Origin of the sequence: Collinsella aerofaciens, from assembly GCF_015561195.1 — a bacterium.
GTDB lineage: Bacteria > Actinomycetota > Coriobacteriia > Coriobacteriales > Coriobacteriaceae > Collinsella > Collinsella aerofaciens_AC.
The window spans coordinates 352691-375781 of the sequence record NZ_JADMSU010000001.1; the positions used below are offsets into that span (position 1 = coordinate 352691).

Annotated in this window: 16 protein-coding genes; 5 read left to right on the forward strand and 11 right to left on the reverse strand. The window is 56.9% G+C overall.

The window, feature by feature from the left end:
- The first annotated feature begins 74 nt into the window (after window positions 1-74).
- Window positions 75-1106: a 3-deoxy-7-phosphoheptulonate synthase gene (locus I2H81_RS01575; RefSeq protein WP_195644275.1), complete on the forward strand. Its 1032-nt coding sequence runs from the start codon at window positions 75-77 to the stop codon at window positions 1104-1106.
- 363 nt (window positions 1107-1469) lie between these two features.
- Window positions 1470-2114, forward strand: a complete 645-nt coding sequence (locus I2H81_RS01580) for a GNAT family N-acetyltransferase (RefSeq protein ID WP_195644276.1) — start codon at window positions 1470-1472, stop codon at window positions 2112-2114.
- An 82-nt stretch (window positions 2115-2196) separates the two neighbouring features.
- Here the strand turns inward: I2H81_RS01580 and I2H81_RS01585 are convergent, their stop codons facing one another.
- Window positions 2197-3747 (reverse strand): RNA-binding domain-containing protein, encoded by a 1551-nt coding sequence (locus I2H81_RS01585; RefSeq protein ID WP_195644277.1) that lies wholly within the window; start codon window positions 3745-3747, stop codon window positions 2197-2199.
- 189 nt (window positions 3748-3936) lie between these two features.
- Complete coding sequence (gene aguA / locus I2H81_RS01590) at window positions 3937-5058, reverse strand: agmatine deiminase (RefSeq protein ID WP_195644278.1); 1122 nt, start codon at window positions 5056-5058, stop codon at window positions 3937-3939.
- A 181-nt stretch (window positions 5059-5239) separates the two neighbouring features.
- Here aguA and I2H81_RS01595 point away from each other — a divergent pair, with 181 nt between their 5' ends.
- Complete coding sequence (locus I2H81_RS01595) at window positions 5240-6040, forward strand: LuxR C-terminal-related transcriptional regulator (protein ID WP_195644279.1); 801 nt, start codon at window positions 5240-5242, stop codon at window positions 6038-6040.
- Between the two features lie 138 nt (window positions 6041-6178).
- Here I2H81_RS01595 and I2H81_RS01600 read toward each other — a convergent pair whose 3' ends face one another.
- The 3 genes from I2H81_RS01600 to I2H81_RS01610 all read right to left on the reverse strand — a co-directional run bounded on the left by I2H81_RS01600 (window position 6179) and on the right by I2H81_RS01610 (window position 10585).
- A complete protein-coding gene (locus tag I2H81_RS01600; RefSeq protein ID WP_195644280.1) occupies window positions 6179-7561 on the reverse strand; it encodes an MATE family efflux transporter in 1383 nt (460 codons plus the stop codon).
- Window positions 7562-7648: 87 nt separating this feature from the next.
- Window positions 7649-9277 carry an amidohydrolase gene (locus I2H81_RS01605; protein WP_195644281.1) on the reverse strand — a complete coding sequence of 543 codons (1629 nt, stop codon included), beginning with the start codon at window positions 9275-9277 and terminating at the stop codon, window positions 7649-7651.
- Between the two features lie 315 nt (window positions 9278-9592).
- Window positions 9593-10585 carry a helix-turn-helix domain-containing protein gene (locus I2H81_RS01610; protein ID WP_195644282.1) on the reverse strand — a complete coding sequence of 331 codons (993 nt, stop codon included), beginning with the start codon at window positions 10583-10585 and terminating at the stop codon, window positions 9593-9595.
- A gap of 129 nt (window positions 10586-10714) precedes the next feature.
- Here I2H81_RS01610 and I2H81_RS01615 point away from each other — a divergent pair, with 129 nt between their 5' ends.
- The gene (locus tag I2H81_RS01615; protein ID WP_117766509.1) at window positions 10715-10906 is read left to right on the forward strand and encodes a hypothetical protein; all 192 of its coding nucleotides are present in this window, start codon (window positions 10715-10717) and stop codon (window positions 10904-10906) included.
- Window positions 10907-10941: 35 nt separating this feature from the next.
- Here I2H81_RS01615 and I2H81_RS01620 read toward each other — a convergent pair whose 3' ends face one another.
- The 4 genes from I2H81_RS01620 to ptcA all read right to left on the reverse strand — a co-directional run bounded on the left by I2H81_RS01620 (window position 10942) and on the right by ptcA (window position 17117).
- Complete coding sequence (locus tag I2H81_RS01620; RefSeq protein ID WP_195644283.1) at window positions 10942-12351, reverse strand: APC family permease; 1410 nt, start codon at window positions 12349-12351, stop codon at window positions 10942-10944.
- A 545-nt stretch (window positions 12352-12896) separates the two neighbouring features.
- Window positions 12897-14102, reverse strand: coding sequence for an agmatine deiminase family protein (locus I2H81_RS01625; protein WP_117743247.1), 1206 nt, complete (start codon window positions 14100-14102; stop codon window positions 12897-12899).
- Window positions 14103-14470: 368 nt separating this feature from the next.
- Window positions 14471-15910 (reverse strand): APC family permease, encoded by a 1440-nt coding sequence (locus I2H81_RS01630; RefSeq protein WP_022093785.1) that lies wholly within the window; start codon window positions 15908-15910, stop codon window positions 14471-14473.
- Window positions 15911-16043: 133 nt separating this feature from the next.
- Window positions 16044-17117, reverse strand: coding sequence for a putrescine carbamoyltransferase (gene ptcA / locus I2H81_RS01635; protein ID WP_195644284.1), 1074 nt, complete (start codon window positions 17115-17117; stop codon window positions 16044-16046).
- A gap of 330 nt (window positions 17118-17447) precedes the next feature.
- Between ptcA and I2H81_RS01640 the strand changes: the two genes are divergently transcribed.
- Window positions 17448-18413, forward strand: a complete 966-nt coding sequence (locus tag I2H81_RS01640; RefSeq protein ID WP_195644285.1) for a response regulator transcription factor — start codon at window positions 17448-17450, stop codon at window positions 18411-18413.
- Between the two features lie 674 nt (window positions 18414-19087).
- Here I2H81_RS01640 and I2H81_RS10555 read toward each other — a convergent pair.
- Window positions 19088-21001, reverse strand: a complete 1914-nt coding sequence (locus I2H81_RS10555; protein WP_195644286.1) for an ATP-binding cassette domain-containing protein — start codon at window positions 20999-21001, stop codon at window positions 19088-19090.
- Window positions 21002-21125: 124 nt separating this feature from the next.
- The gene (locus I2H81_RS01650; protein ID WP_229107993.1) at window positions 21126-22940 is read right to left on the reverse strand and encodes a helix-turn-helix transcriptional regulator; all 1815 of its coding nucleotides are present in this window, start codon (window positions 22938-22940) and stop codon (window positions 21126-21128) included.
- Window positions 22941-23091: the final 151 nt, after the last annotated feature.

Below are 23091 nucleotides of genomic sequence, written 5' to 3' on the forward strand. Positions count from 1 at the left end.
CGTGCGACAGCGGATAATGCCGAGCATTCGAGAATTCGCCAATTGTTGCCGTTAATTGATAAAGGAGGCCCCATATGGCCATGGAATTCAAGCGCAGGTTGCCGATCCCCATGGAGATCCGCGAGGAAATGCCGCTTTCCGCCAAGCTTACCGCCAAAAAGCAGGCATTCGACGCCGAGGTCGCCAAGGTCTTTACCGGCGAGGACACACGCAAAGCGCTCATCATCGGCCCGTGCTCTGCCGACCGCGAGGACTCGGTGCTTGAGTACATGAACCGACTGGCCAAGGTCGCCGAAGAGGTCAAGGACAAGCTCATCATCATTCCGCGCGTCTACACCAACAAGCCGCGCACTAAGGGCACCGGTTACAAGGGTCTGCTGCACAACCCCGATCCCAAGGCGCCCGATGACCTGCTCGAAGGCGTCAAGGCCATCCGCCACATGCACCTGCGCGTCATCGAGGAGACCGGTTTCTTTACCGCCGACGAGATGCTCTACCCGTCCAACTACCAGTACCTCGTCGACCTGCTGAGCTACGTTGCCGTGGGCGCGCGCTCGGTCGAAAACCAAGAGCATCGTCTGGTGTCGAGCGGCATTTCGGTGCCTGTGGGCATGAAAAACCCCACCGCCGGTTCCACCACCGTCATGCTTAACTCCATCTACGCCGCCCAGGCACATCAAAGCTTCATCTTCCGCAACTGGGAGGTTGAGTGCGACGGCAACCCGCTCGCACACGCCGTCATGCGTGGCTACATCGGTCTCGACAGTCGCACCTACCCCAACTACCACTACGAGCACCTGGAGCGCCTGGCCGAGCGCTATACCGAGCATGCCGGCTACGCCAACCCGGCGGCGGTCATCGACTGCAACCATGACAACTCGGGCAAGCGCCCGCTGGAGCAGTACCGCATCTGCAAGGAGGTGCTCGACAGCTGCCGCCGCAACGAGTCCATCTCCAAGCTGGTCAAGGGCTTTATGATCGAGTCCTACCTGGAGGACGGCAACCAGCCGGTCGACGGTGGCGTCTTTGGCAAGTCGATCACCGACCCGTGCCTAGGCTGGGAAAAGACCGATTACCTCATCCACGAGATCGCAGAGCGGATCTAGGTTACGCGGTTTTACCAAACCGCGTAACGGCTCGACGCTGCGCGCCGCCCAGGGCGACAATTTGTCATTCAAAAGGCAAGGCATGACCAGAAGGTCTATGCCTTGCCTTTTTCATGCCAACTTGTTCGCCCTGGACGTCGCTCGCTGGCACTACCAAGACATCGGCGTTGCCAAATCTGGCAGCTAGGTAGTCGTTGGGGACGCTCTTGTTTGACTGGTCGTTTAAGAACATCCCCAATGACTACCCAATTGCCACCTCTCCGTCCCCGAGGTATCGGGGCTCGTCTGCCGAATGATTGATGCGGGCGCCCTGCGGCCATGTCACACTCAGAAGTGGCCTGACCCAACTTGGAAGGAGCCCCCATGAGCCTTGACAACGTAACTCTGCGTGCCGCCACGCTCGATGACCTGGCCGGCATCGCCGCCATCTACAACCAGCTGTGGTGCAACACGCTGCGCAACCGAGGCGACGTCGAAGCCGCCGATTTCTGTGCGCGCTTTAACATCGCCATGCAGCTGCAGCGCTCCCCCATCGCGCTCGTTGCCGAAGCTGAAGGCCGCATCATCGCCGCTTGCTGCATCGGCATCTTCGAAGACGGCAAACCACGCACCAATCCCACGTGGGAGCCCTGCTACAACGAGATGTTCGCCCAGGCAACCGAGATGGCAAAGACCGCCGATGCCAAGCTCGAAGGCTCGCTCTTTGGCGATAGCCGCGAGAAGGCAACAGCCGACCGCTTTGCCGCCACGGGCAACGAATATGCCCAGGGCCAGCTCAACCTGATCATCATCGTGCCCGAATGGCAGGGCAAGGGGCTCGGCCGTGCGCTCATCGACCTTGCGCGCGCCGAACTCGCCAAAGCCGGGTGCACCAAATTCTTCCTGATGAGCGACTGCAACTCCGATTGGCAGTTCTACGAGCACCTCAACATGAAGCGCATCCTGGAGGATCACAGCCAGGACACCGGCGACGGATTTATCGTCTATATGTACGGAGGCACGCTCTAAGTACTCCTTCAATCAAGGCGAGCCGGGCACCCGGCCCTTGGCCTCTGCCCAGGAATAACCCAGGGGGCCGGACCGCCCGTCCCTAAACCTGCCCGACAGCGCGATATCTCGTCGCCCGAGCGCGCCCCTCTTTAACGAGTGCGCCTTCCTCAAGCAAACCGTTGATAACCCGCAGCGTCACGTCGCGCCCAGTTCCCAGAGCGTCCGAAGCATCCTGGCGCGTAAAACCGCGGGGCCGCTCAAGGGCAAAGCGAATCAAGGTGCGAGCGTATCCACCACGTCGCTCGTCCGAGACATCCTGTAGCATCGCGGACGCCTTGCACGCAACATCAAAGCCAAGCTCCTCCACGAGCTTGGCACGCACCTCGTGGCCGCAGTCGCCATTCATCGACACGTGCCCCTCTCGCTGCGCTCGCACGGATGCAAACGCCTGCGAAACATCGGGCGGCAGCGCCCCTTCCCGCTCGAGCTGCTCATAATCGCTGTAATCCCCACGCAAGTTGGGACCGCTATTGCCACGAGGCGTCAGATAGGAATTGCGCACGGCGTTGACGTTGGGCAGCGACAACCTAAACATTGCAGGGTAGGCGCAGACCTCGGGTTCCAACCCTTCTGCCTCATAGAGCGCACGGATCCCCTTGAGGCCCGTTCCAAACGCCTCAACCATCCCCAGACGCAAAAAGAGCAGTTGCAGCTTTGGATTCCGAGCGTCCGAGCCGCCCGCAAGCGCCTCCTCGACGCTGATGTGCTGCGGCCCTCCCGCATTGGTAAATTCAAGCGCCGTACGGCTCATCTTGATAAGAGACGCCACCGAAGATTCGTAGTCGCGATGGATAAACAGGTTCAGAATTCCCTCTCGAACAGCCTCGCGGGGATAGTCGTCCTTATCTATGCGATCGAGCCTTCCCGGCACAAAGTACATACGCGTTGCGTTCGATATATTGAGGAACCGTTCGATATCCTCTATCTGCCTGAAGATCGAGCCCTCGCCATCCTGACGGTCGATAAACTCGGTATACGCATCGTCGTTGAAGAGGCCAGCGCGGACTGCAAAGGGGTTTTGGTCAGAGACCAGCAGTGCCAAATTGGTGTAAAAGCCCAGCTCATCGATAAGGCCGAGATTCTTTTGAGAGGTTTGGTCAAACGTAATCTCCGCGCGCCTAAAGACCCGCTCGGCTTCAAAAAACGTCAAGCTCTGTTCATGAGAGCGCTCGGTCTCAAAATAATCGCCGTCGGTGCGCTTGATCATCGAGCGGATCTGGGCCATCTCGATGGGCACGTTTGCAGGACCTAGGCGCCGATATACCCCGGCGGGAACAAATCCCTTCGAGCACAGGCAGTACGGCTTGTGAGGACCCGCTTCCACCTCGATTTTCACCAACGCTACGCCATCGATGTCCAATGCGGAGACCGTCGTGATTTCAGAAACGTCGGGATACACGCCATCGGTTATTGCATTAGAGCATTGAAGCATGGTGGCATCGATATCGTCCACGCCGACGATGCTGCCAAAATCGTCGATTCCGATATACAAGGTACCGCCATTCGAATTGGCAAACGCCACCACAGCTTTGAGCAGCTTAGGGGTAAATGTGCACTTGAACTCCACGGTCTCACTTTCAACAAGCTGCATGCTACCCCCTATCATCGACTATCGACGATTCTAGACCAACTATCGACGATAAGCAAGGCCCCTGGTACCCTCGCTTAGACCCGAGTGCCCGCGTGCAACGCTGCCCGCCGCACGCAAAAGGGCCCGCCAGCGTGTGCGCCAGCGGGCCCCAAGTCATATCGACACTACCCCGTGTGCCTGCAACCGCCTCTACTTGCAGCGCGCCTTGGGCTGCTGCTGGGTGATGCAGTGGATGTTGCCTCCGCCGTAGATAACCTCGCGAGTCATGATACCGATGACTTCACGGCCCGGATAAGCAGCCTGGATATCCTTGAGCGCCTGGGCGTCATTGGGATCGCCGAACTGCGGTACAAGCACTGCGCCGTTGATGGGCAGGAAGTTGAGGTAGCTCGGCTCGAAAGCGTCCTCGGGGGTACGCGGCAGCACGCCCTCGACGGGGTCAATCGTGCTGGCCTCCTCTTCGGTCATATATACCGAGGTCGCAGGCATAATCACCTTGTGGATCTTGAGCTTGCGGCCACGGGCATCCGTCGTCTCGGAAAGCGTCTTATACGCCTCTTGGCACTCCTTGTAGAACTTATGGTTGGGATCATCGGTCCACATGCAGCAGACCTCGCCGGGCGCACTAAAGCATGCGACGTCGTCCACGTGCCCGTTGGTCTCAAACGGGTCAATGCCATCCTTGATCCAAATGACCTTCTCGATGCCCAGGTACTCGGCAAGCTTCTCCTCGATCTGCTCCTTGGTGTACTGGGGGTTGCGGTCCTCATTGAGCAGGCACATCTCGGTGGTCACCACGGTGCCCTGGCCGTCGCAGTTAAACGAGCCGCCCTCGAGGATGTAATCCTCGGGACGATAGCGGTTGACCTGCTCGAGCTGCGCCACCTGCAAGCCGATGCTCGCATCCTTGTCCCACGGGAAATACAGGCCGTCAATGAAACCGCCGTAAGCATTAAAGTGGAAGTGCGAAAGAGCAACCTCACCATTGTCATTAACAAGAAACGCCGGGCCGGGGTCGCGGATCCAGGAGTCGTTGTACTCCATATGAATCACGCGCACGTTCTCAACGCCATCGAAAATCTCGCACACCGCAGGGAAATCCTCGGCATTGACACCAACGGTGATGGGTTGGAAGCGTGCAACGGTCTTAATAATCTCGGTAAAGACCTTTTGCGCCGGCTTGGCACCGCAGCGCCACACATCCGAACGATGCGGCCACAAAATCCAGGTGCGCTCCTGCTCCTCGTACTCGCCGGGCATGTAGAATCCGTCCTTCTTTGGCGTAGACTCGCTCTCGTAAATGGTCTTCATGTTGGCTCCTAACGATATGGACGACCCTTTGTGATGACGGCCCCATTGTGCGGCTCCGGAAGCCCACTCTCAATGGGCCTAGGGGACCCTTTCGCCACCCAAAAGGACACCGTTCACTGACCTAAAGTTCTAGTGGCGCGCGAGACGTGTCATACTGACAAAGCCGCATGAAAGGACATCCATGACCAATACCACGCATACCCGCTTTAACCCCGATGAGATCCACGGGAGCCGCTGGTCCGCCCTCAACGAATGCGCCTTATGGATTCATGGCTGCGGCGACTTCGCCACGCTTCAAGCCGGGCTTCTTGATAGGGTTAATCAGGTAATATCGCACCGGGCCTCGATGTTTGATATCGCACGCGCCGGCACACACGGACAGACAGAATTCGTAAGCCCCGTTGCCCGTGGCATGGCAGAAGACCAGCTCGAGAGCTACTACGAACGCTATGCCGCCTTTGACTACACCCTTTGGAGCTTTGACGTTCACAACGTGCATGTTTATCGCGACCTGGACCTCGTGGATGTCGAGCGCCGCAACGCAACGCCCATCTATCAGGAGTGGATGAAGCCGCTCGGCATCTACTATGGCTGCACTGCCACGCTCGCGCACGGGGGCACATCCCTGGGGTCGCTCACGCTGTTTCGCGCACGAGAAGCGGGGGATTTTTCGGACGAAGAGCTCGAAGCCCTACGCCAGCTCGCGCGGCACCTGAGCCTGCGCCTGTACGGGATCCTTGCGCAGAGCACCGCACAGCAAGCTTGCGAGAATCCCTTAGAGGCGCTCATCAGCGAGCTCGAAGTCCTCCCCCGCGAGGCAGAGGTGCTCAAGATGATGCTTGCCGGCAAGACCAACCGCGAAATGGCCGAGGAGCTCTATATCTCGGAGTCGACCGTAAAAAAGCATGTCAACGCCCTCTATCACAAGCTCGGCGTCAAAAACCGCCTGGGCCTCATGGCATTGGTTCGAGAACAATCATAAGCCGGCCTCTAATTTGAAAGTAGCGCTGGCAGATTGCCTATTTGAACCTCGCTGCAAAGAACCGCCGCAGACGCCTTGGGAGCATCTGCGGCGGCTTACATTAAACAGTCGCTGTCATGTGTCGCAAGCGCGCGTTGGCTACGCGGGAAGCCCGCTCAGGCGCTTGGACTCGTGCGCGGCGAGCGCAATGGAGATGATGCCGGTAATGGCATCGGCCACCACCAGGGCGATCCACACGCCCTCGACACCCATCATGTTGCCGAGGAGGTACATAAGCGGCACCGAGCAGATCACATAGCGAAGCAGGCCGGTAAACGTGGCGACACCAACCTTCTCGACCGCCTGGAAATACATCGACATGGTCATGGCAAGATAGCCCAGGGCAACAGCCAGGATGACAGTACGCGTGGCGTTGGCGGCAACCTCAACGAGCGCAGGATCGCTGCCGGCAAAGAAGGCGCACACCGGAGTGGCGGCAAGCCAGAGCGCGACGGTGACCAGCGCCAGCGTCACAACCTGGTACTTAAGCGTGCAAGAGAGTGTCTCCTTAAGGCGCGCCCACGCCTTTGCACCAGCGTTGAAGGCAGCGATGGGCTGCAGACCGTAGGAGAAGCACTGGGCAACCATCATGGTAATGTAGAGGATGTAGCCGTTGATCACGCCAAAGGCTGCGATGTAGAGCGAGCCCATGTCGCCGCCGAGCGAACCCAAAAGCGAGTTGGCAACGGTATTAAAGATAAAGGTCGCGCCCTGGACCAGGAAGAACGGGAAGCCGATCTTGAAGATCTGGCCGCAGATGGCGAGGTCGAGCTTAAGGTCGGCCAGGCTAATCTGGAGCTGGGACTTTTTGCCCCCGATGAACCAGAAGATACCGATGGCCCAGATACCGATGGAAAGCCCGTAGTACACGCCGGCGCCCATAACGCCAAACTTGAGCACAAACGTGGAAAGCGCGAGCCAGCAGATGGCGACGATAGCCGAAACGGTCATGAGGTTGGCCTGGATCTGAACCTTCTCATCCACACGCATCACAGCGGTGATCATCTGGCCAATGACCGTGAGCGGCAGCAGCACGGCGAAGGTGCGCACGCCGGCAACGGTATCGGCCATGATGTCGGGCGTGGCGCCAAAGAATGCGCAGATGGGCTCGGTAAACACGGCCATCACCACAGCAAGCAGCACACTCACGATCGTGGTAAGCCAAAAGCCCTGGCTAAAAGCCTTGCTTGCGCCCTTGATGTCGCCGGCACCCAAAAGGTTGCCCACCACGGCGGGCACGCCGGTGCCAAACAGGTTGCCAAAGGCCAGGTTGATGTACTCGACCGACATGATGATCGAGACACAGGCCAGGCCGTGGGCACCCAGGCCCCAACCCATCACGAGGCCCTCGAGGACCACCATGATGATCTGGGCGAGCATGCCCTGGCCGGTGACGATGGTGTACTTACGCACCAGGCCGGGAATCGGTTGGGAGGCGAGCTCGCGCTCCTCCTCCACGGCAGCGGTTACTTCTTCTGCCATTGTTCTCCCCTTTCCTTGAGAGAGTAGTGCTGAATGGATGTCAGGCGGCTGACAACTGGCACCAAGCCGCCCAATCAAACGATGGCGCTATGCCTCAAAGACCACCTTGCCGGCGATCATCGTGAGGGCCGCGGTAGCCTCGAGCACCTCGGCCGGCTCGCAATCAAAGAGATTGCGGTCGAGCACGCAGATATCTGCCTGTTTGCCGCACGCGAGCGTGCCGATGCGGTCCTCGGCATGCATGGCGTAGGCGCTGCCATAGGTGTAGGCGCGCAGAGCCTCGGCCATGGTAATGCGCTCCTGGGGGAACCAGCCCTCGGGGTTGGAGCCGTCCTCGAGCATGCGGAAGACCGCGCCGTACACCTCCTCCATGGGCTCCAAGCCCACAACGGGGAAGTCACTGCCCAGGTGCACCACGGCACCGCTGGCAAGCAGGCTATGCAGGGGCCACGAAAGCGCAGCACGCTCGGGGCCCACGGCATCGTCCTTGGCAAGGTCAGCCATATCGAGCAGCATGTGCCACGGCTGCATGCCAGGGCATATACCCAGCTCGGCATAGCGCGGCAGATCCTCGGGCTGAACCGTCTCGTTGTGCTCCATGGAGTGGCGACAATCCCGCTTGCCATGCAAGTGCTCGCCCTCCTCAAAACAATCGAGCACAAAACGCACCGAGCGATCACCAATCGTATGGATGCGCGTGTCAACGCCCCATTCCTGCGCCCTGAGGATGGCAGCACGGATGCGCTCTGGCTCCTCCGCGGGCTCACCGCAGGTATCGGGCGCATTGCTATAGGGTTCAAGCATCCACGCGGTGTGGTCGGAGCACACGCCATCAAGAAACTGCTTAAAGCCGTGCCACTCCACCTGCGTACCCGGGAAGGCGTATTTCTCCTTGATCTGCTCGAGTGTTAAGGACTCGTTTTCGAACAGATCGGTGTACAGGAACACACGCAACGGCAAGTCGCCCTTGGCATTAAGACCTGCCAACACCGCATACGGGTTTTCCATGCTCACAAACGTAGGATTGACCATGCCGACCGTAGTGATTCCCAGGGCATTGGCGCGCCGGGCGGTTTTTGCAAACGACGCGTCAACAACCTCGGGCGCTGGGTCGTAGACCTCGTCCATAAAGAAGGCGCCGGCGTTGTTGGAAAACACGCCCGTCAGATTGCCCTCGGCATCCTTAAGGATCTTGCCGCCTGCGGGATCGGGCGTCTGCGAAGTTACTCCCACCTTGTTGATGGCGCAGGTATTGGCACTAAAGGTATGCAGGTCAACCTGCTGCAGAAAAACCGGGCGGTCAGAGATGTACTCATCGATCATCGCGGCTGTGGGCATCTCGGGGACATCCCACTGGAACTGGATAATCTGGCAGCCCAGAATCCACTCGTTATCGGGATGGTCGGCCGCAAACGCCACGACACGTTCCATCGCCATCTCAAAACTGGTGCAGTCGATGAGGTTGACGGCAAAATCGGGGTCGGTCATGAACGCGCCCTGGGCAAAATGCGTGTGCGAGTCGATCAGGCCGGGCATGACGAGCTGGTCGCCAAAGTCGCGCACCTCGGTATCGGGGCCGATAAACGGTGCCAGGTGGGCATCGTCACCGCAGGCAACGATTTTATCGCCCCGCACGGCAACGCCGCCCTTAAACGGCTCGAGCCCATCGCCGGTAAAGACGGCATTGCTCTTGATAACTACATCAGCCTTGTCCATGTGAGCCTCCTCAGGCATCTTTGGTTGCAACGCGGACGCACCGCCCGCGTGGGCACTCGGTTGGGAGCGTAGCGCTCCCGCATCGGCGCGTGCCTACAAGCCGTGCTCGGACGTCTGTCCCGCGTCCGCGGCTTCGCGCTACACCCATTGATACACAGGGGCAAATCCGTGCCAAGGCCAGGGACCGCAAACGGTCAGTTTAAGCAGGTTTACACGCTTTACCTGCAGGTTTATTGTCTGAGATTATTACCGCTTCATTACGCCCAACGGTATGGCCGCCCACACGGCAAGACCCGCATGCGAGGAAGAATGGGGCTAGGAACGCCAAAAGGTATCTATGAGGTCATCTCGGTTGGAGACACCGCTTTTAACGTAGATGCGATGCAAGTGCGCCTTGACCGTGCCAGGGCTGATGACCAACTCGCTGGCGATGTTTTGGGCGTCGTTGCCCTTCAGCAGCAGCGTGAGCACCTCCTGCTCGCGCCGCGACAGCTTATGGGCATCGGCATAGATCACCACACGCGATGCGAGGTCGTCCTCAGAGCTTGCGCTCTGGGCCGCCACGTCCTCATCGGCACGCGGATGACGGGCATACACACGCAGGATATGGCTAAACTGGCAAAAGAGTTGGACCGCGCATACCACGAGCAGCACGTTTTCGGAGATATTGCGCTCGGACAGATACCACAAAAAGAGGCTGATGACGGGGTTTTGAGAGTCGGGGCGGCAGAGCAAAATCATGTAGGTGTCCTCGGCGATTACGCAAAACGCAAGAACGAGGGCCACCTTCCAAAAGAGCTTTGAGCGGTCGAGGTCGAGTTTCTCAACACGCGTGGCTCTGTACCGGTAATGCCAGGCGGCATAGGCAAGACATCCTACATTGCCCAGGTCACGCGTGAGCCAAAAGAGATACTGCTGCATCTCTCCGGCAGCGCCGCTGCGAGGCACCAGCAGCAATTGCAAGATTGAAAACGGCACGATAGCGAGTACGAGCATGCGCGACGTCGGCCTTTTGCGCAAGCGCGCAAACATCCACAGTACCACGCAGGCATAGATGGCAATACCGAGCTCGCAGCGCAGCAAGGGGTGCTGCAACGGCTCGCTAAAGGTAACGGCGTAGTCGTATTTGAGCCGATTGTACTCGTCAAAAAAGATGACTGACATATCGAGCATGTAGAGCAAAAAGCCCGCCGCGGCCACCAGGCTGTCGCGACGGCGCGTCATGAGCCAAACCACCAATGCCACGGCACTGGTCACCAGAGCCACACCCATGATAATCGTGGTGTAGATATAGAACGCGAAACTCATGCCCGCCTCCCCCTGTCTAGATGCTGTGAGGATGTTGACAGATTCTTTGCCGCAAGATTAGACTCACCGATTAAACGTACTGTATCGTTTAGATAAACAAGCTGTGTCTCACCGATGAAAGGAGATGCCATGACACCGATCGCTCCGCTCAAGATGCTCGTCGCGCCCGCCGCCAAGGCCATCACCCGACTCGGTTCTTCCATGACCTACGACGATGTCCCCTGCGCCGTTGAGGCGCGTTCGGACAGCTGCCCCTACCTGGGCCACGTCCCCTACTTTGCACCCAAGCTCGCATCTGATCCCGAGCAGCGTGAGCAGTAATCCAAGATGCATCTAGCACCGCACAACTCGCGGCGCTACTGTTTTGGTGCAAAGCGACCTGTCCCCCTTGTGCCAACGCCGGGATTGTCGATGCTGCGGCCGCGGCGCGATATGAGGCGCGAAACCTCGCCCAGCAACACGCCGATCACCACACCCATGAGAATGGGCAACTTTGACATCTCGGCGGGCGAGCTGTTAAGCGGCACGATTGTCGCAACAATGGAAAGCACGAGCTCTACCACCGGCACCGCAAGCGCTACCGCAAGCACCTTGCCCTCGAAGGGCGCGCGGAACACACGTGGGCGGTCGTCGTATTTACGCAGGCGCCAAAACGCCGGGAACATCGGGATATAGCTCATGAGCAGAAAGACGACGTTCATCGAGAAGAAGACCCAAAAGACGTCGGAACCTTCGCCCAGCGGAATCTGAAGTAGCAGCACCAAGCTGGCAAAACAACCGTTAATGAGCGCCGAGCCGTTGGGCATGCCGGTCTTCTTGGACACCAGCGCAAAGGGACGTGGCATGTTGCCATGGCGCGCGGCATAGCTCGCCACGTTGTTGACGCCAAAACTCCAACAGATCATGTTGGCAAACAGCGTTACCAAAAAGGTCATGCCCACGATCATTGTCAGCGGGTGGCTGCGCCCCACCATGGCGCCGACCGCGTCCACAATGCCCGAATCGAGCGAAAGCTGCTCGGTGGGGACCGCGGCCCCAATGCCAACGCCACAGATGATGTAGATCGCCGCGATGGCAACGCCGCCGGCGATAACCGCCTTGGGGATATCACGCGACGGGTTTTTCATCGTACTGGCAAAGGTCGCGACCACTTCGAAGCCCATAAAGTTGAACAAGATGATCGATAGGTACGTCAACGAATTGGTATCGCCCAAATCTGGAATGAAGGTCTTAAGCGACATGTCGTTGGCAAAGCCGTTATTGCAGGCAAACCAGATACCGACGATTCCCACCACGGCGGTAATGAGCACCTTGATGACGGCGCCGCCATCCATGACCCAATCGGCCTCGGCCACCGGCTGCATTGCCATGACCGTGACGCCCCACACAAAGGCAAGCTCGATGGCAATTCGGACCCCAAGCGAAAATTCGATGCCCCATACCGCATTGATGACACTGGGAAACATGCAGGCGATACTTGCTACCCATAGTGGAAAGTTGACCCAATAGCACCAGGAGCAGCGGGCGCCCCAACGGTCGCCCAAGCCCAGGCGAACCCAATCGTACAGGCCGCCCTCGGAATCGAACGCCGTACCGAGCTCGGCCACCACCAGGCCATAGGGAAGCAAAAACGTAATGATGAGGAAGATCCACCAGAAGAACTGCACGTTACCCATGGCAGATGCCGGAGCCGCCGCCTCGATGGTAAACACGACGCAGATAACCGAAAGGATGACCTCGATCAGGGAGAACTTCTTACCTGCCACGGCACGCTCCCCCTACAGCAAAAAGGATGGCATCTGCACCGAAGGCGCAGCCCAAGGTAGGGTTGCAGGCCGCGTCACCGGTACAGGTGCCATCCCAAAGAGAAGAGAGGGTGCAATTGTTGGACCAACGCTCGCGGAACAGGCGCGTGTAGATAATGATACGCTGGTACATAGATACTCCGATCAAACCGGTCGCGCTCGCAACCGGAAACTATCAGCAATTGAATACGCGTCTGACCTGGGAAATTCAAGCGAACAATTGGCCTAACCCGCAATAAATCCCAGATCAGACGCGTACTCAATCAAAGAGGCGGGCACTCCGAAGTGGAGGCAACGGAGTGCCCAAAGAAAAACCCAGCCGACCAAGACATCAAGTGACCAGACCATCAATGCCCCGAGATGGTCACGGTGCGATTCACCGACTGTCCGATTGATCGGCTGGGTTTCTGAGGTGCGGCAGATTCTCGTGAAAGAGGAGCGCCGCGTACTTTGGTACGCAAGCGACGAATGAACGGGAAGGTGCCGTGCCTCAGGAAGCCAGACAATTACGCGGACGGCTCCTGCTGCGTAATGCAGTGGATGTTGCCGCCACCGAAGACGACCTGCTCGGACTGAACGCCGACGCACTTGTAGACGCCCTCGCCCCAGACCTCGTCGTAGATCTTCTGGAGCGTGTCGACGGCCAGCTGGTCGTTCTCGTCGCCGTACTGCGGGACGATAACGCCGTGGTTGGTCACGAGGTAGTTCATGTAGGAGGCGATCAGCGGCTCGTCGGGGACGCGCGGCTCGGCGTTCTCGTCGGCGTCGATGGTGTCGCAGGAAGCCTGGTCCATGAACAGCGGGTTCACGGGCATGCAGAGCTTGTAGACCTTCATCTTGCGGCCCTTGGCGTCGACGGCGTTGGAGAGGGTCTCGTAGGCAGCGTGGCACTGCTCGTAGAACGGATACTCGGGATCGTCGGTCCAAATGCAGGCCATGACGCCCGGCGCGATGAACGTGGCGACGTCGTCGATGTGGCCGTTGGTCTCCTCGGGGTCGATGCCCTCCTTGACCCAGATGACCTTCTCGACACCCAGGTAATCCTTGAGGTGCTCGTCCATGTAGGCGCGAAGCTCCTCGCTCCAGGGCTCAAACTTCTTGTGGTACTTGGGCCAGATGGACTCGGGATCCTCTTCCTCCTCCAGAACCGCAGAGCAGGTGCGGCCCGGGGAAAGCAGGCACTGGTCGGTCACGACAAGGGTGCCCTCGCCGTCGACGGTGATGGAACCGCCCTCGAGGATCATGTCGTCGGGACGGTAGCGGCGGCAGCCGGAGAGCTCAGCCATCTTGAGGGCGATCTGCTCGTCCTTGTCCCACGGGAAGTACAGGCCGTCGACGAGGCCGCCGTAGGCGTTGAAGTGCCAGTGGTTGGCGCGCTTCTCGCCCTTGCCGTTGATGACGTAGGTGGCGGCAGTGTCGCGGAACCAGGCGTCGTCGGTGGTCATCTCGATGACGGTGACGTTCTCGTCGTTCTCGAAGACGGCCTTGCAGTTGGCGTAGTCGACCTGGTTGGCGCACATATAGACCGGGGTGAACTCGGAGATGGCGCGGGCGATGGCGGCATACTGCTTCTGGGCCGGCTTGGCGCCGTGGGCCCAGGTGTCGGTGCGGTGGGGCCAGCCCATCCACACGCGATCCTGCGGGGCGAACTCGGCGGGCATAAAGAAGCCGTCGGCCTTGGGGGTTGACTCGGACTCGGTGATCGTACGCATAAGATTTCCTCCAAATCGAACGATCGCTTGCTGCGGGCGGGTTACCCGCAGCCTAAAACCAAGAGATGGTAGGCGCCCGTTCCCCGGCAAAGGTCGGGGCGCCCGGTGCCGGTTTTCACGGAATCGCACCGGCAAGCGACGACGTAACCAAGTGCGCGGAGACAAAACGCACGAAGGATACGGAAGAGAGATTGGGGTGGGCGGTGGTTACCGGAGCTATCGCTCACACCCACCCCGGGGGAATGGTTAGCAAACCTGTCGCTTGGACACGCCTCCGAAGAGGCTAGAGTGCCCGGAGTCGGGAGCGACAAGCCCGACGAAGCGCGCGTTGGTACACGAGGAGGGTTGGAGCCCCAGAACCGGGTGCTCTAGTTCTCCTCGGCCTCGGCGGCCTCCTCAGCGAGACGCTGGGCTGCGAGCTCAGGGGTCAGACCCTTGTACTCGGTCTCGCGGCCCTTAGCGCTGACGACGCGGACGACCTCGCCGATGAGCACGAGCACGATGAAGATAACGATCATCGGGACCTTGTCGCCAATTTCAGCAGCGGAGAACGGGATCAGCGTGGCAACGATGGCAAGAACCAGCTCGATGCAGGGGATGGCCAGCATGACCTTCATCATGGCGCCCTTAAACGGGAACGTGAAGATGCGCTCACGGTTGGGGTCGTTCTTACGAAGGTTGAGGAACGCCGGGAACATCGGGATGTAGGTCAACAGCAGGAAGACGACAGAGGTGCCAAAGAGCATCCAGAAGACACCGTTGGAGATGGCGTCGATGGGAACGAGCTGCAGGCACAGCACCAGGGAGGCAACGACAGCGTTGACCAGGTTGGCGCCGTTGGGCATGTCGTCATCCGAGATCATCGAGGCGAAGACCTTGGGCATGTTGCCGTGCTCGGCAGCGTAGCGAGCAACGGAGTTAACGCCGAAGGACCAAGCGGCCATGTTGGCGAACAGGGTGATCAGGAAGGCGATGCAGATGACCTTAAAGATCATGGAGTCGCCCACCATGGTCTGGACTGCGACGATCATGCCGTAGTCGGGATCGATGGAGTCGGCCGGCACGGCGGCGCCGATGCCAAAGCCAGCGAACAGGTAGATCACGGCGATGGACAGGCCACCGACGATGATAGCCTTGGGGATATCGCGAGCGGGATCGGCCATGTCGTCGGTCATGGTGCAGATGACCTCGAAGCCCATGAAGTTAAAGATGATGATCGACAGGTAGCCGAGAGCGTTAGTGTTGGTGAGCTCGGGCAGGAAGGTGGCAGCGGACATGTCGTTCGCAAAACCGTTCTCCATGGCATACCAAATGCCCAGAGCGCCGACGATAACGGCAACGGCGACCTTGATGATGGCGCCACCGTTAAGGACCCACTCGGAGTCGGCCGCCTTGGAGCGGCCCATGAGGTAGACGATCCACACAAAGGCAAGATCGATACCCATCTTGGCAATCAGATTGAACTCGACGCCAAAGACCATGCCCAGAATATCGGGGAACATGGTAGCCAGAGAGGCGATCCACAGCGGGTAGTTAACCCAGTAGTAATACGAAATGCGGGCGCCCCACTTGTCGCCCAGGCCATCGCGCACCCAGTCGTAAATGCCGCCCTCGCCGTCATAGGTGGTGCCGAGCTCGGCGACGACCATGCCGTAAGGGAGCAGGAAGGTCAGGATCAGGAAGATCCACCAGAAGAACTGCTGGTTGCCAATGGCGGCAGCAGGTGCGGCGGCCTCGCAAACGAAGACGACGCAGATGATGGTCGAAATGACCGTCAAGAAGGAAAGCTTTTTCTTTCCGTCGCTCATGATGAGCTCCTTCGCTCAGTCTTGGACAGATCCGAGGCCCTAAGGTATTAAGGCAATTGCTTGGGCCTCGGTGAGCGGGCGACAGGAGACGAGCATCCGCCGCCCGCAAACGTGCTTTTAGAAGCCTTGAGGCTTAGAGCTGCTCGAGAGCCTCGAGAGCGGCGTGAAGCTCAGCCTTGGCAGAGTACTCGACACCCTCGTCGTTGAGCGGGGTGCGCTTGCCCAGGGCGGCAAGGAGAGCACGGATGGAATGCTTGCGGTTCTCGGCCTCGACCCAGCACAGGGAGCGCTCGGGATCGTCCATGACCTCGTCGACGACCTCCTCGTTGCGGGTGGCCGGCAGGCAGTGCATGAACTTGGAGTTGGGGCCGGCGAAGTTCATCATGTCCATGGTGACCTGATACTTGGGATAGAACACGTCCATGTAGTTCTCGCCCGAGACCTCCTCGTCGTACAGGCCATACCACACGTCGGTGTAGATGAAGTCGGCGCCCTTGATGCACTCGATGTCGTCGGAGATGACGATGGAGCCACCGGAGACCTTGCAGTTCTCCTCGGCGATGGCCATCATCTGCTTGCCGAACTCGGCGCGCTCCTCGACGGTGCCAACGTGCAGGCCGCCGTCGGGGATCTGGTGGCCCTTAGGTCCAAACTGGACAAACTTCATGCCGACCTTGGAGGCGATGAACATGAGGGAGACGCAGACCTGGGTGGCGTCGCCGATGAAGGCCAGGGTGCAGTCCTCGATCTTCTTGCCCTCGGGGAGGTTCTCGAGCATGGTCATGAGGTCGCCCATCTCCTGCGTGGGATGGTTGAACTCGGACATGCCGTTGATGACGGGCACAGCGGAGCCCTCGGCGAGGCCGACGACGTCCTTGTGACGGTCAACGCGAGCCATCATGATGTCGAGCAGCGAGCCCATAACGCGAGCGGTGTCGCCCAGGGACTCGTGGCCACCGAGCTGGATGGTGCCAGGGCCGTAGAACTGGGCGTGGCCGCCGAGGTCGGTCATAGCGGTCTCGAAGGAAAGACGGGTGCGGGTGGAGACCTGCTGGAAGATCATGCCAAGGCTCTTGTTGCGGAGCAGGTGCGGATAATAACCGTCAACCTTGATGGCCTTCTTCATTGCCAGGCCAAGATCCTCGATAGCCAGGATCTGCTCTTTGGTGAAGTCGTTGGTGTCGATGAAATCCTTAGGCAGTGCCATGTCGATTTCCTTTCCGCCGGTCTTGCCGACTATTACTATGAGGCGCTCGAACATCACGCCTCTTGTTGACAAGACCATCATTCACCCGTATGCAATTTTTACCTAGTTTATTCGGGATTAAAGACCGTTCACGGAGTTACACCCTCTCTAATCCAATATAAACCCGCAGGTCAAGAGTTTACAGGGGGTTTACTATCTAGAACCGTGAACGGTATGCGGCTATCCTATATATCGGTGCCTAATCCGCGGTGAAACGACCGGCTGGGGCATATATACCTTAGGGATTATATGGGGCCCAAACACAGATCAAATGAGACGGGACGGTGACAGATGAACACGCTCATGTTCTTCTATACCTTGGCAATACTGGTTATCTGTATTGTGACGGCAGTGCTTTCGCTTGCCGCCTATGCCTCGTCTCGTCGACGCTTCTTTATCTATGGCAGCGGCGTATTTATCTGCTATGCCATCGAGATGACCGAGATCTTCTTTTTTGAATACACATTGCAAAACCAGAGTTTTCCGGCCAGCGACTATTACTCAATTACCATGCCTGTAATGCGGACCCTTGTGGCGACCGCTTCGCAGGCTTTTATTTGGCTGATTGCCATGGACCTGCTCGACAAACATTCAAAAAAGCAGTTCGCTATCCCCGTCTTAACGTTTTTGCTGTGCGAGTCGCTGATTATCGTCGCTGTCCCCTCCGGCCCCATGCATCAGTGGCTCTACTACACGATGCGTCAGGTATTCCTTGTCTTTGTGGGACTGTATATCTTTTGGACGGCTCATAAGAGTACAAAAGTTGAGCCGAAGGCACGCGTTAACAACCAACGAAAGCACCTGATTATCGGCGCAATTCTGGTCGGTTGCATCGTTGCCGAGGATTTCTACAACATCCTTGTTGTCCCCATGAGCCTGGCGCCCTCTTGGCTGCAGCTATATCTGTCCGAGCGCAACTTTAGCGAAAACGTCTTTGCGTGCTACTTTGCGATTCTGCTGATTATCTACTCCTACCACGTGCTTTCAATCCGCATGCAGGAAGCGCCCGAGGAAAAGAACGTCAGCGATCTTGACCGGCATATCGAAGAGCAGATGCCTTTCTATCGCAACGCCTACAAGCTCTCCAACCGCGAGACCGAAGTCATGCGCTTGGTTGTGCTGGGCAAGTCGAACCAAGAGATCGCTGACGAGCTATTCCTTGCCGTGGGCACCGTCAAGACCCACATCCACAACATCCTGGTCAAAACCGAGCAGCAAAACCGCACAACGCTCATCCTGCATTTTTGGAAGCGCTAACCTGCCAAAAAGGGACAGGTTTATTTTGGCAGGTTTTATCTGGGCAAACGCTGACCGCCGCGGGGGAGCTGCTTTCCCTCGCGGCGGTCTTCTGGCTCACGCTTTCTTTCGTCTCAATCTGTAACATATGGAGACCAAATCGCCGTCTTACTGTTACAGATCGAGACGAGTTACAGAACGCGCGTCGAATAATCTCAATCTGTAACAGGTAGAAGCGTTTTTGCCAGTCAGATGTTACAGATTGAGATAAACGAAGGAGCGGTAGCGTTAAACAAGTCCGCCACAAAGTTATTCGGAGAGATCCGATCCTAGAGTTGTCTACCAGGTACGATATGTGCACTGATATTTTGTCTCAAACCCGGGCATCCCGTTGCCGCGTGGGCTTAACGCTGCACCCGTATAGAGAATCGTTTGCCCCGTACGAGAATACGAAGTTTTGAAAGACAGCCTCTTGTATGTCTGGTCGAAACAATCAACATTCTCGCTCGGGTGGTTCGCAGTGGAGAACGACTTGTAAGTGTCCAAGACGTCCGCTGTCACAAGACGACAAGGCGCGACAGAACCTGCATCTGGTTTCGCCGTCGCACAAACGGGAATTGTGACCATCGACAGGGTAAGCATAAAACATGCGAACATTGCCTTCACAAAGTTCTTCGTTACATGGCGTTTCATGGTTATCTTCCTTTCCTAGTTTTACTGTCGTTCGTCTTGAAAAGCTGCGCGTATACATTACCGATCCACTTCGAATCACCTCCCATTTCTCTGGTAACGACACGCGAGTCATCCCCTGTGAGCAATACGGAGGCATCGCAGAGCGATTCGAGGTTTCCGATAAGATGAGAAGAGATAATGACATGTGCTCCTCTACCCGCTTCATCTCTAAGAGCATTCGAAACAATCGCAACGTGTCTCACATCAAGTGCATTCATGGGCTCATCCAAAAGGACGACTTCGCAATAGGACATATACGCCATCGCGACATTAAGTAATTGTCTATTTCCATCAGACAGCCTAGATACGGGCGTATTCTTCAACCCAGTCAAGTCAAAGCGATCAAGCACTTGGTCCAAAGTGCGAGGTGAATGCCAAATTCTCCTGCATCGGTCGAGATGAAAAGCGACGGTCATGTATGGAATCAATAGCGACGGCCTGTTCGGAACCAAAAAGAATACCTTTCTCATTTCCTCACGGTCGATGCATACTTTTGCATGAAAACAGAGAGAACCTGACACGCGCACTGATGGCCCAGCATCTCCCCAAAGAGTATTCAGTAGCGTAGTCTTGCCATGTCCATTTGGCGCGACAAGACCCCATATCTGGCCAGCGGGCATATCAAACTGCAATCCCTTTACCAGCTGGTTTTTTCCAACCGTCAACGCATCCAGCGACAGAGAGAGCAAGCTTTTCTCGCCCAAACTATCCGGGCGAATATGGTTCCAGGCCCAGCGATTCTTGCTTTTTAGACACGAAAACGAAATGACCCCCAACGCGCAAACAGCAAACGCGCCCATCACGGCAAAGAGGCAGTGCGATGCACTGGCTTCAGGAACGAGAGATACCTCCGCTCCATTGGCGTAAGATGCGCCGCCGAGCGCAAACGAAGAGGCAGAATAGCTCGACACCATATACGGCAGCAACGCATGCCATGGAGCATCTTTGCTCGCATAAAACGGAAGTTGGCTTATGCCCCCCACAAGAGCGATCACCATGGACGAAATGGCCCTGTTTCTGCTTCCGGCGTACACGCACACGCCCAAGCAAGCAAACATCATCGACAGCACAGCTTCAAAGACGGCAAATAGCCCTAGCTGAACTAACACAGTTCTTTCGACTACGTCACCATACTGAATGAATACGACTGGGTACTCTGCCTGACCTACACCGTTAAACACCGTTGCCAATACAAAACAGGGAGCCAACGCCAGAACCAAAACCAGCATCGATGCAATACCAGAGACGAGAACGCGGCATGCATTCATCTCTAACTTTGACAACAACGCTCGATCGTAGAACCGCTTTCCATCCCCCTCAAGCGACATATAGAGGACGAGGACCGGGACAAAAAGCCACGCTATTGCAGGAACAGCGCCGCAATAATATGCGAGAAGAATCATCCCGGGCATTTTTGTTGTTGAGTCGTACGATTCCGGATGGGCCAGCATCGATATGGCTCGGGGAAGACGTTCTTGGGCTTCAAGCGATAACTCCGAATCAACACCATTCAAATAACCGAGTCGGTATTCCTTGAGCAATAGATTGTCGTAATCGGCAATCGCATCGTAATACTCTCTGGAGTCCGCCTTGCTTTCAAGCGCCCGATCAAGGCACGCCCTTTCGTCGGCAATGATGCTGTTGAGCTCCTGTGGGGCAGTGTCATAAACGCCGTCAGAGACTTGAGAGACCAAAAGGGCTCTCCGGTCTTCGATGGAAGCTCTACCATATAGATAATCTGCTCCCGTTGGAACGGATAGAAATACCGGGATGCAGAATACGAGCGCGAGCAGCGCCGTCAGCAACATAATTCCCCGGTTGCGCGCAAGAACTTCTAAATTAAGCCGTACATATGTGAGGCAATCACAGGTCTTCACAGCAAGCACCTCCGGTTCGCAACACACGAGTCGTTGGACCCGTTGTCCGGAAGTATCGCCTTCATCGTCAGAACTGTCTGTAGACGTGTAGGATGGATTTACAATCTTATTTGTCTACAGGCTTCTACCTGCTATTTTCTATAACATCTGCCATAAGACTAAAAACCCTATCTCTAAGTTCACGCTCCGAGTGAACTCCAAGCAAGGCATAGCTCTTGCTCTTGGCCTCTTTGACGGTTCCCCGAGCAACGTTAAGATGCGCGCAAATCTCGGTGGTTCTATTGCCATCAAAAACGCATGTCATGATATCGGCATAAAGCGGCGTGAAACCAAGTCTCAAGAAGGCCTCACGCACGGTATCGCGTCGATCACCCACCCGAACCGTATCTTTCGAACGCAAGAATAGCAGCGAATTAGCCATAAGGATAAGTACGACAAGGAACGCAGTCACGCGTAAGGCAGGCATAAGGCCGCCAACGACCTCACCGCTCCCAACGGACTCAAAGAAAATGTACAGTCGACTTACCACATCGTGAACCCAGAACGCTGCTCCAGCACCCACAGACACCGAAGAAAGGGTGAGTTCAGGCGAAAGGCACAAGTGCATTTCAGACATCCACCGTATAGCCGCACGGCAACACAGGGCCACAAGCACTATAGCTATCGATAGGATTATCGCATCATGCTCAAAGCCGAAGCATACGAGGATTTCCTCGATGCCCATTCCAGACGCATACATAAACAGGAAGCAGACGAAGACTATCCTGCAGTTCTGATTGAACGATGAGGACCCCAGCGATTCTGAACGGTGATCATGGCCTTTTGTTGCGTCAAGATGCCACGCATCCTTTGACAAGAGAAGTCCAGCCGTCGCCTCTGAAATGCTTTTATATCCGGTTTTAGTCAAGGCCCGCGACAAATAGGTACGGGCAGTAGACGGGGAAATGTCCAAGGCAGAAGCAATCTCCTCGTACGTTTTTCCCTCTATCCTCATAGAGAAAACCGCGGACTCCCTTTGAGAAAAACCCGAAGCCGTAGGGATATCGGCAACTGCAGAGTGTTTTCCTCCTAATTTGGCGGCCGCAGAAAAAGCGCTCGTTAAGTCGGGGAAAAATCGCGTTATGGCCCTGGCAAGGATACTGCCCAAAACGGTAACCAGAAGCAATACGATCTCTTGATGCCCACCAAAGCTCAGGAGAACAGCTCCGATGTTTATATTGCGCGAAAACAAACAATCCGTATCGAGAATAACGGCGGCATTACCAAACGCAAGAGGTTCGACGAGCAAGGCAGCAACCCCCATCTCGGCGTTAACGGAAAGGAAAGAACCGATGGAGTCCATCAACGGGACGAGAAGAAACTGAAGGCCAACAAGCAAAGCAATCAAGAGCACAACGGGGCTGTAAAGTGCGAGCTCAGGATACCCGTGGAGAGCAGAGCCATCGGCCACATGTTTCCCCTTTAATCCCGCACGTATGTTTGCGAATTCACCGCCAAGCGCCCAAGAACAGCAAGCGACAAGCAAGGGGGCTAGTAACAACAAAATGAACGCGAGCGCCGAAACCACAACATGAAATTGATGAAAGACATTAAGAGATATCGTGTACATCACAAGAAGTGCAATGTCTACGAGCATAAGTCCAAAAAGCCTTTTGGAAATACCCTGTCTCACAGGGCGAGAGATGAGGCCCACACAGAAGCCCGAAAGCAGATGCAGACCGATAAGAACGGTGCCAGAAAGGCCCGTATAAATACTTGGCGCCACACAATACAGACCAGCCGCCCCTATAAACAACATAATTGAATGCCAGAGGAACGAGCGCGTCACGTTTTGCAGGGTAGCTGCCTCGGTTGCCATAAAATCAAAGCTCTTAGATAGCATTTTGGTTATTTTAACATCGTTCCCGGCGTTAAAAAAACTGTTACCCGAATTAATCAATATCCCCCCCTCCACCAAAAGGCACCACGCTCATCCTCCACTTTTGGAAGCGCTAACCTGCCAAAAAGGGACAGGTTTATTTTGGCAGGTTTTATCTGGGCAAACGCTGACCGCCGCGGGGGAGCTGCTTTCCCTCGCGGCGGTCTTCTAG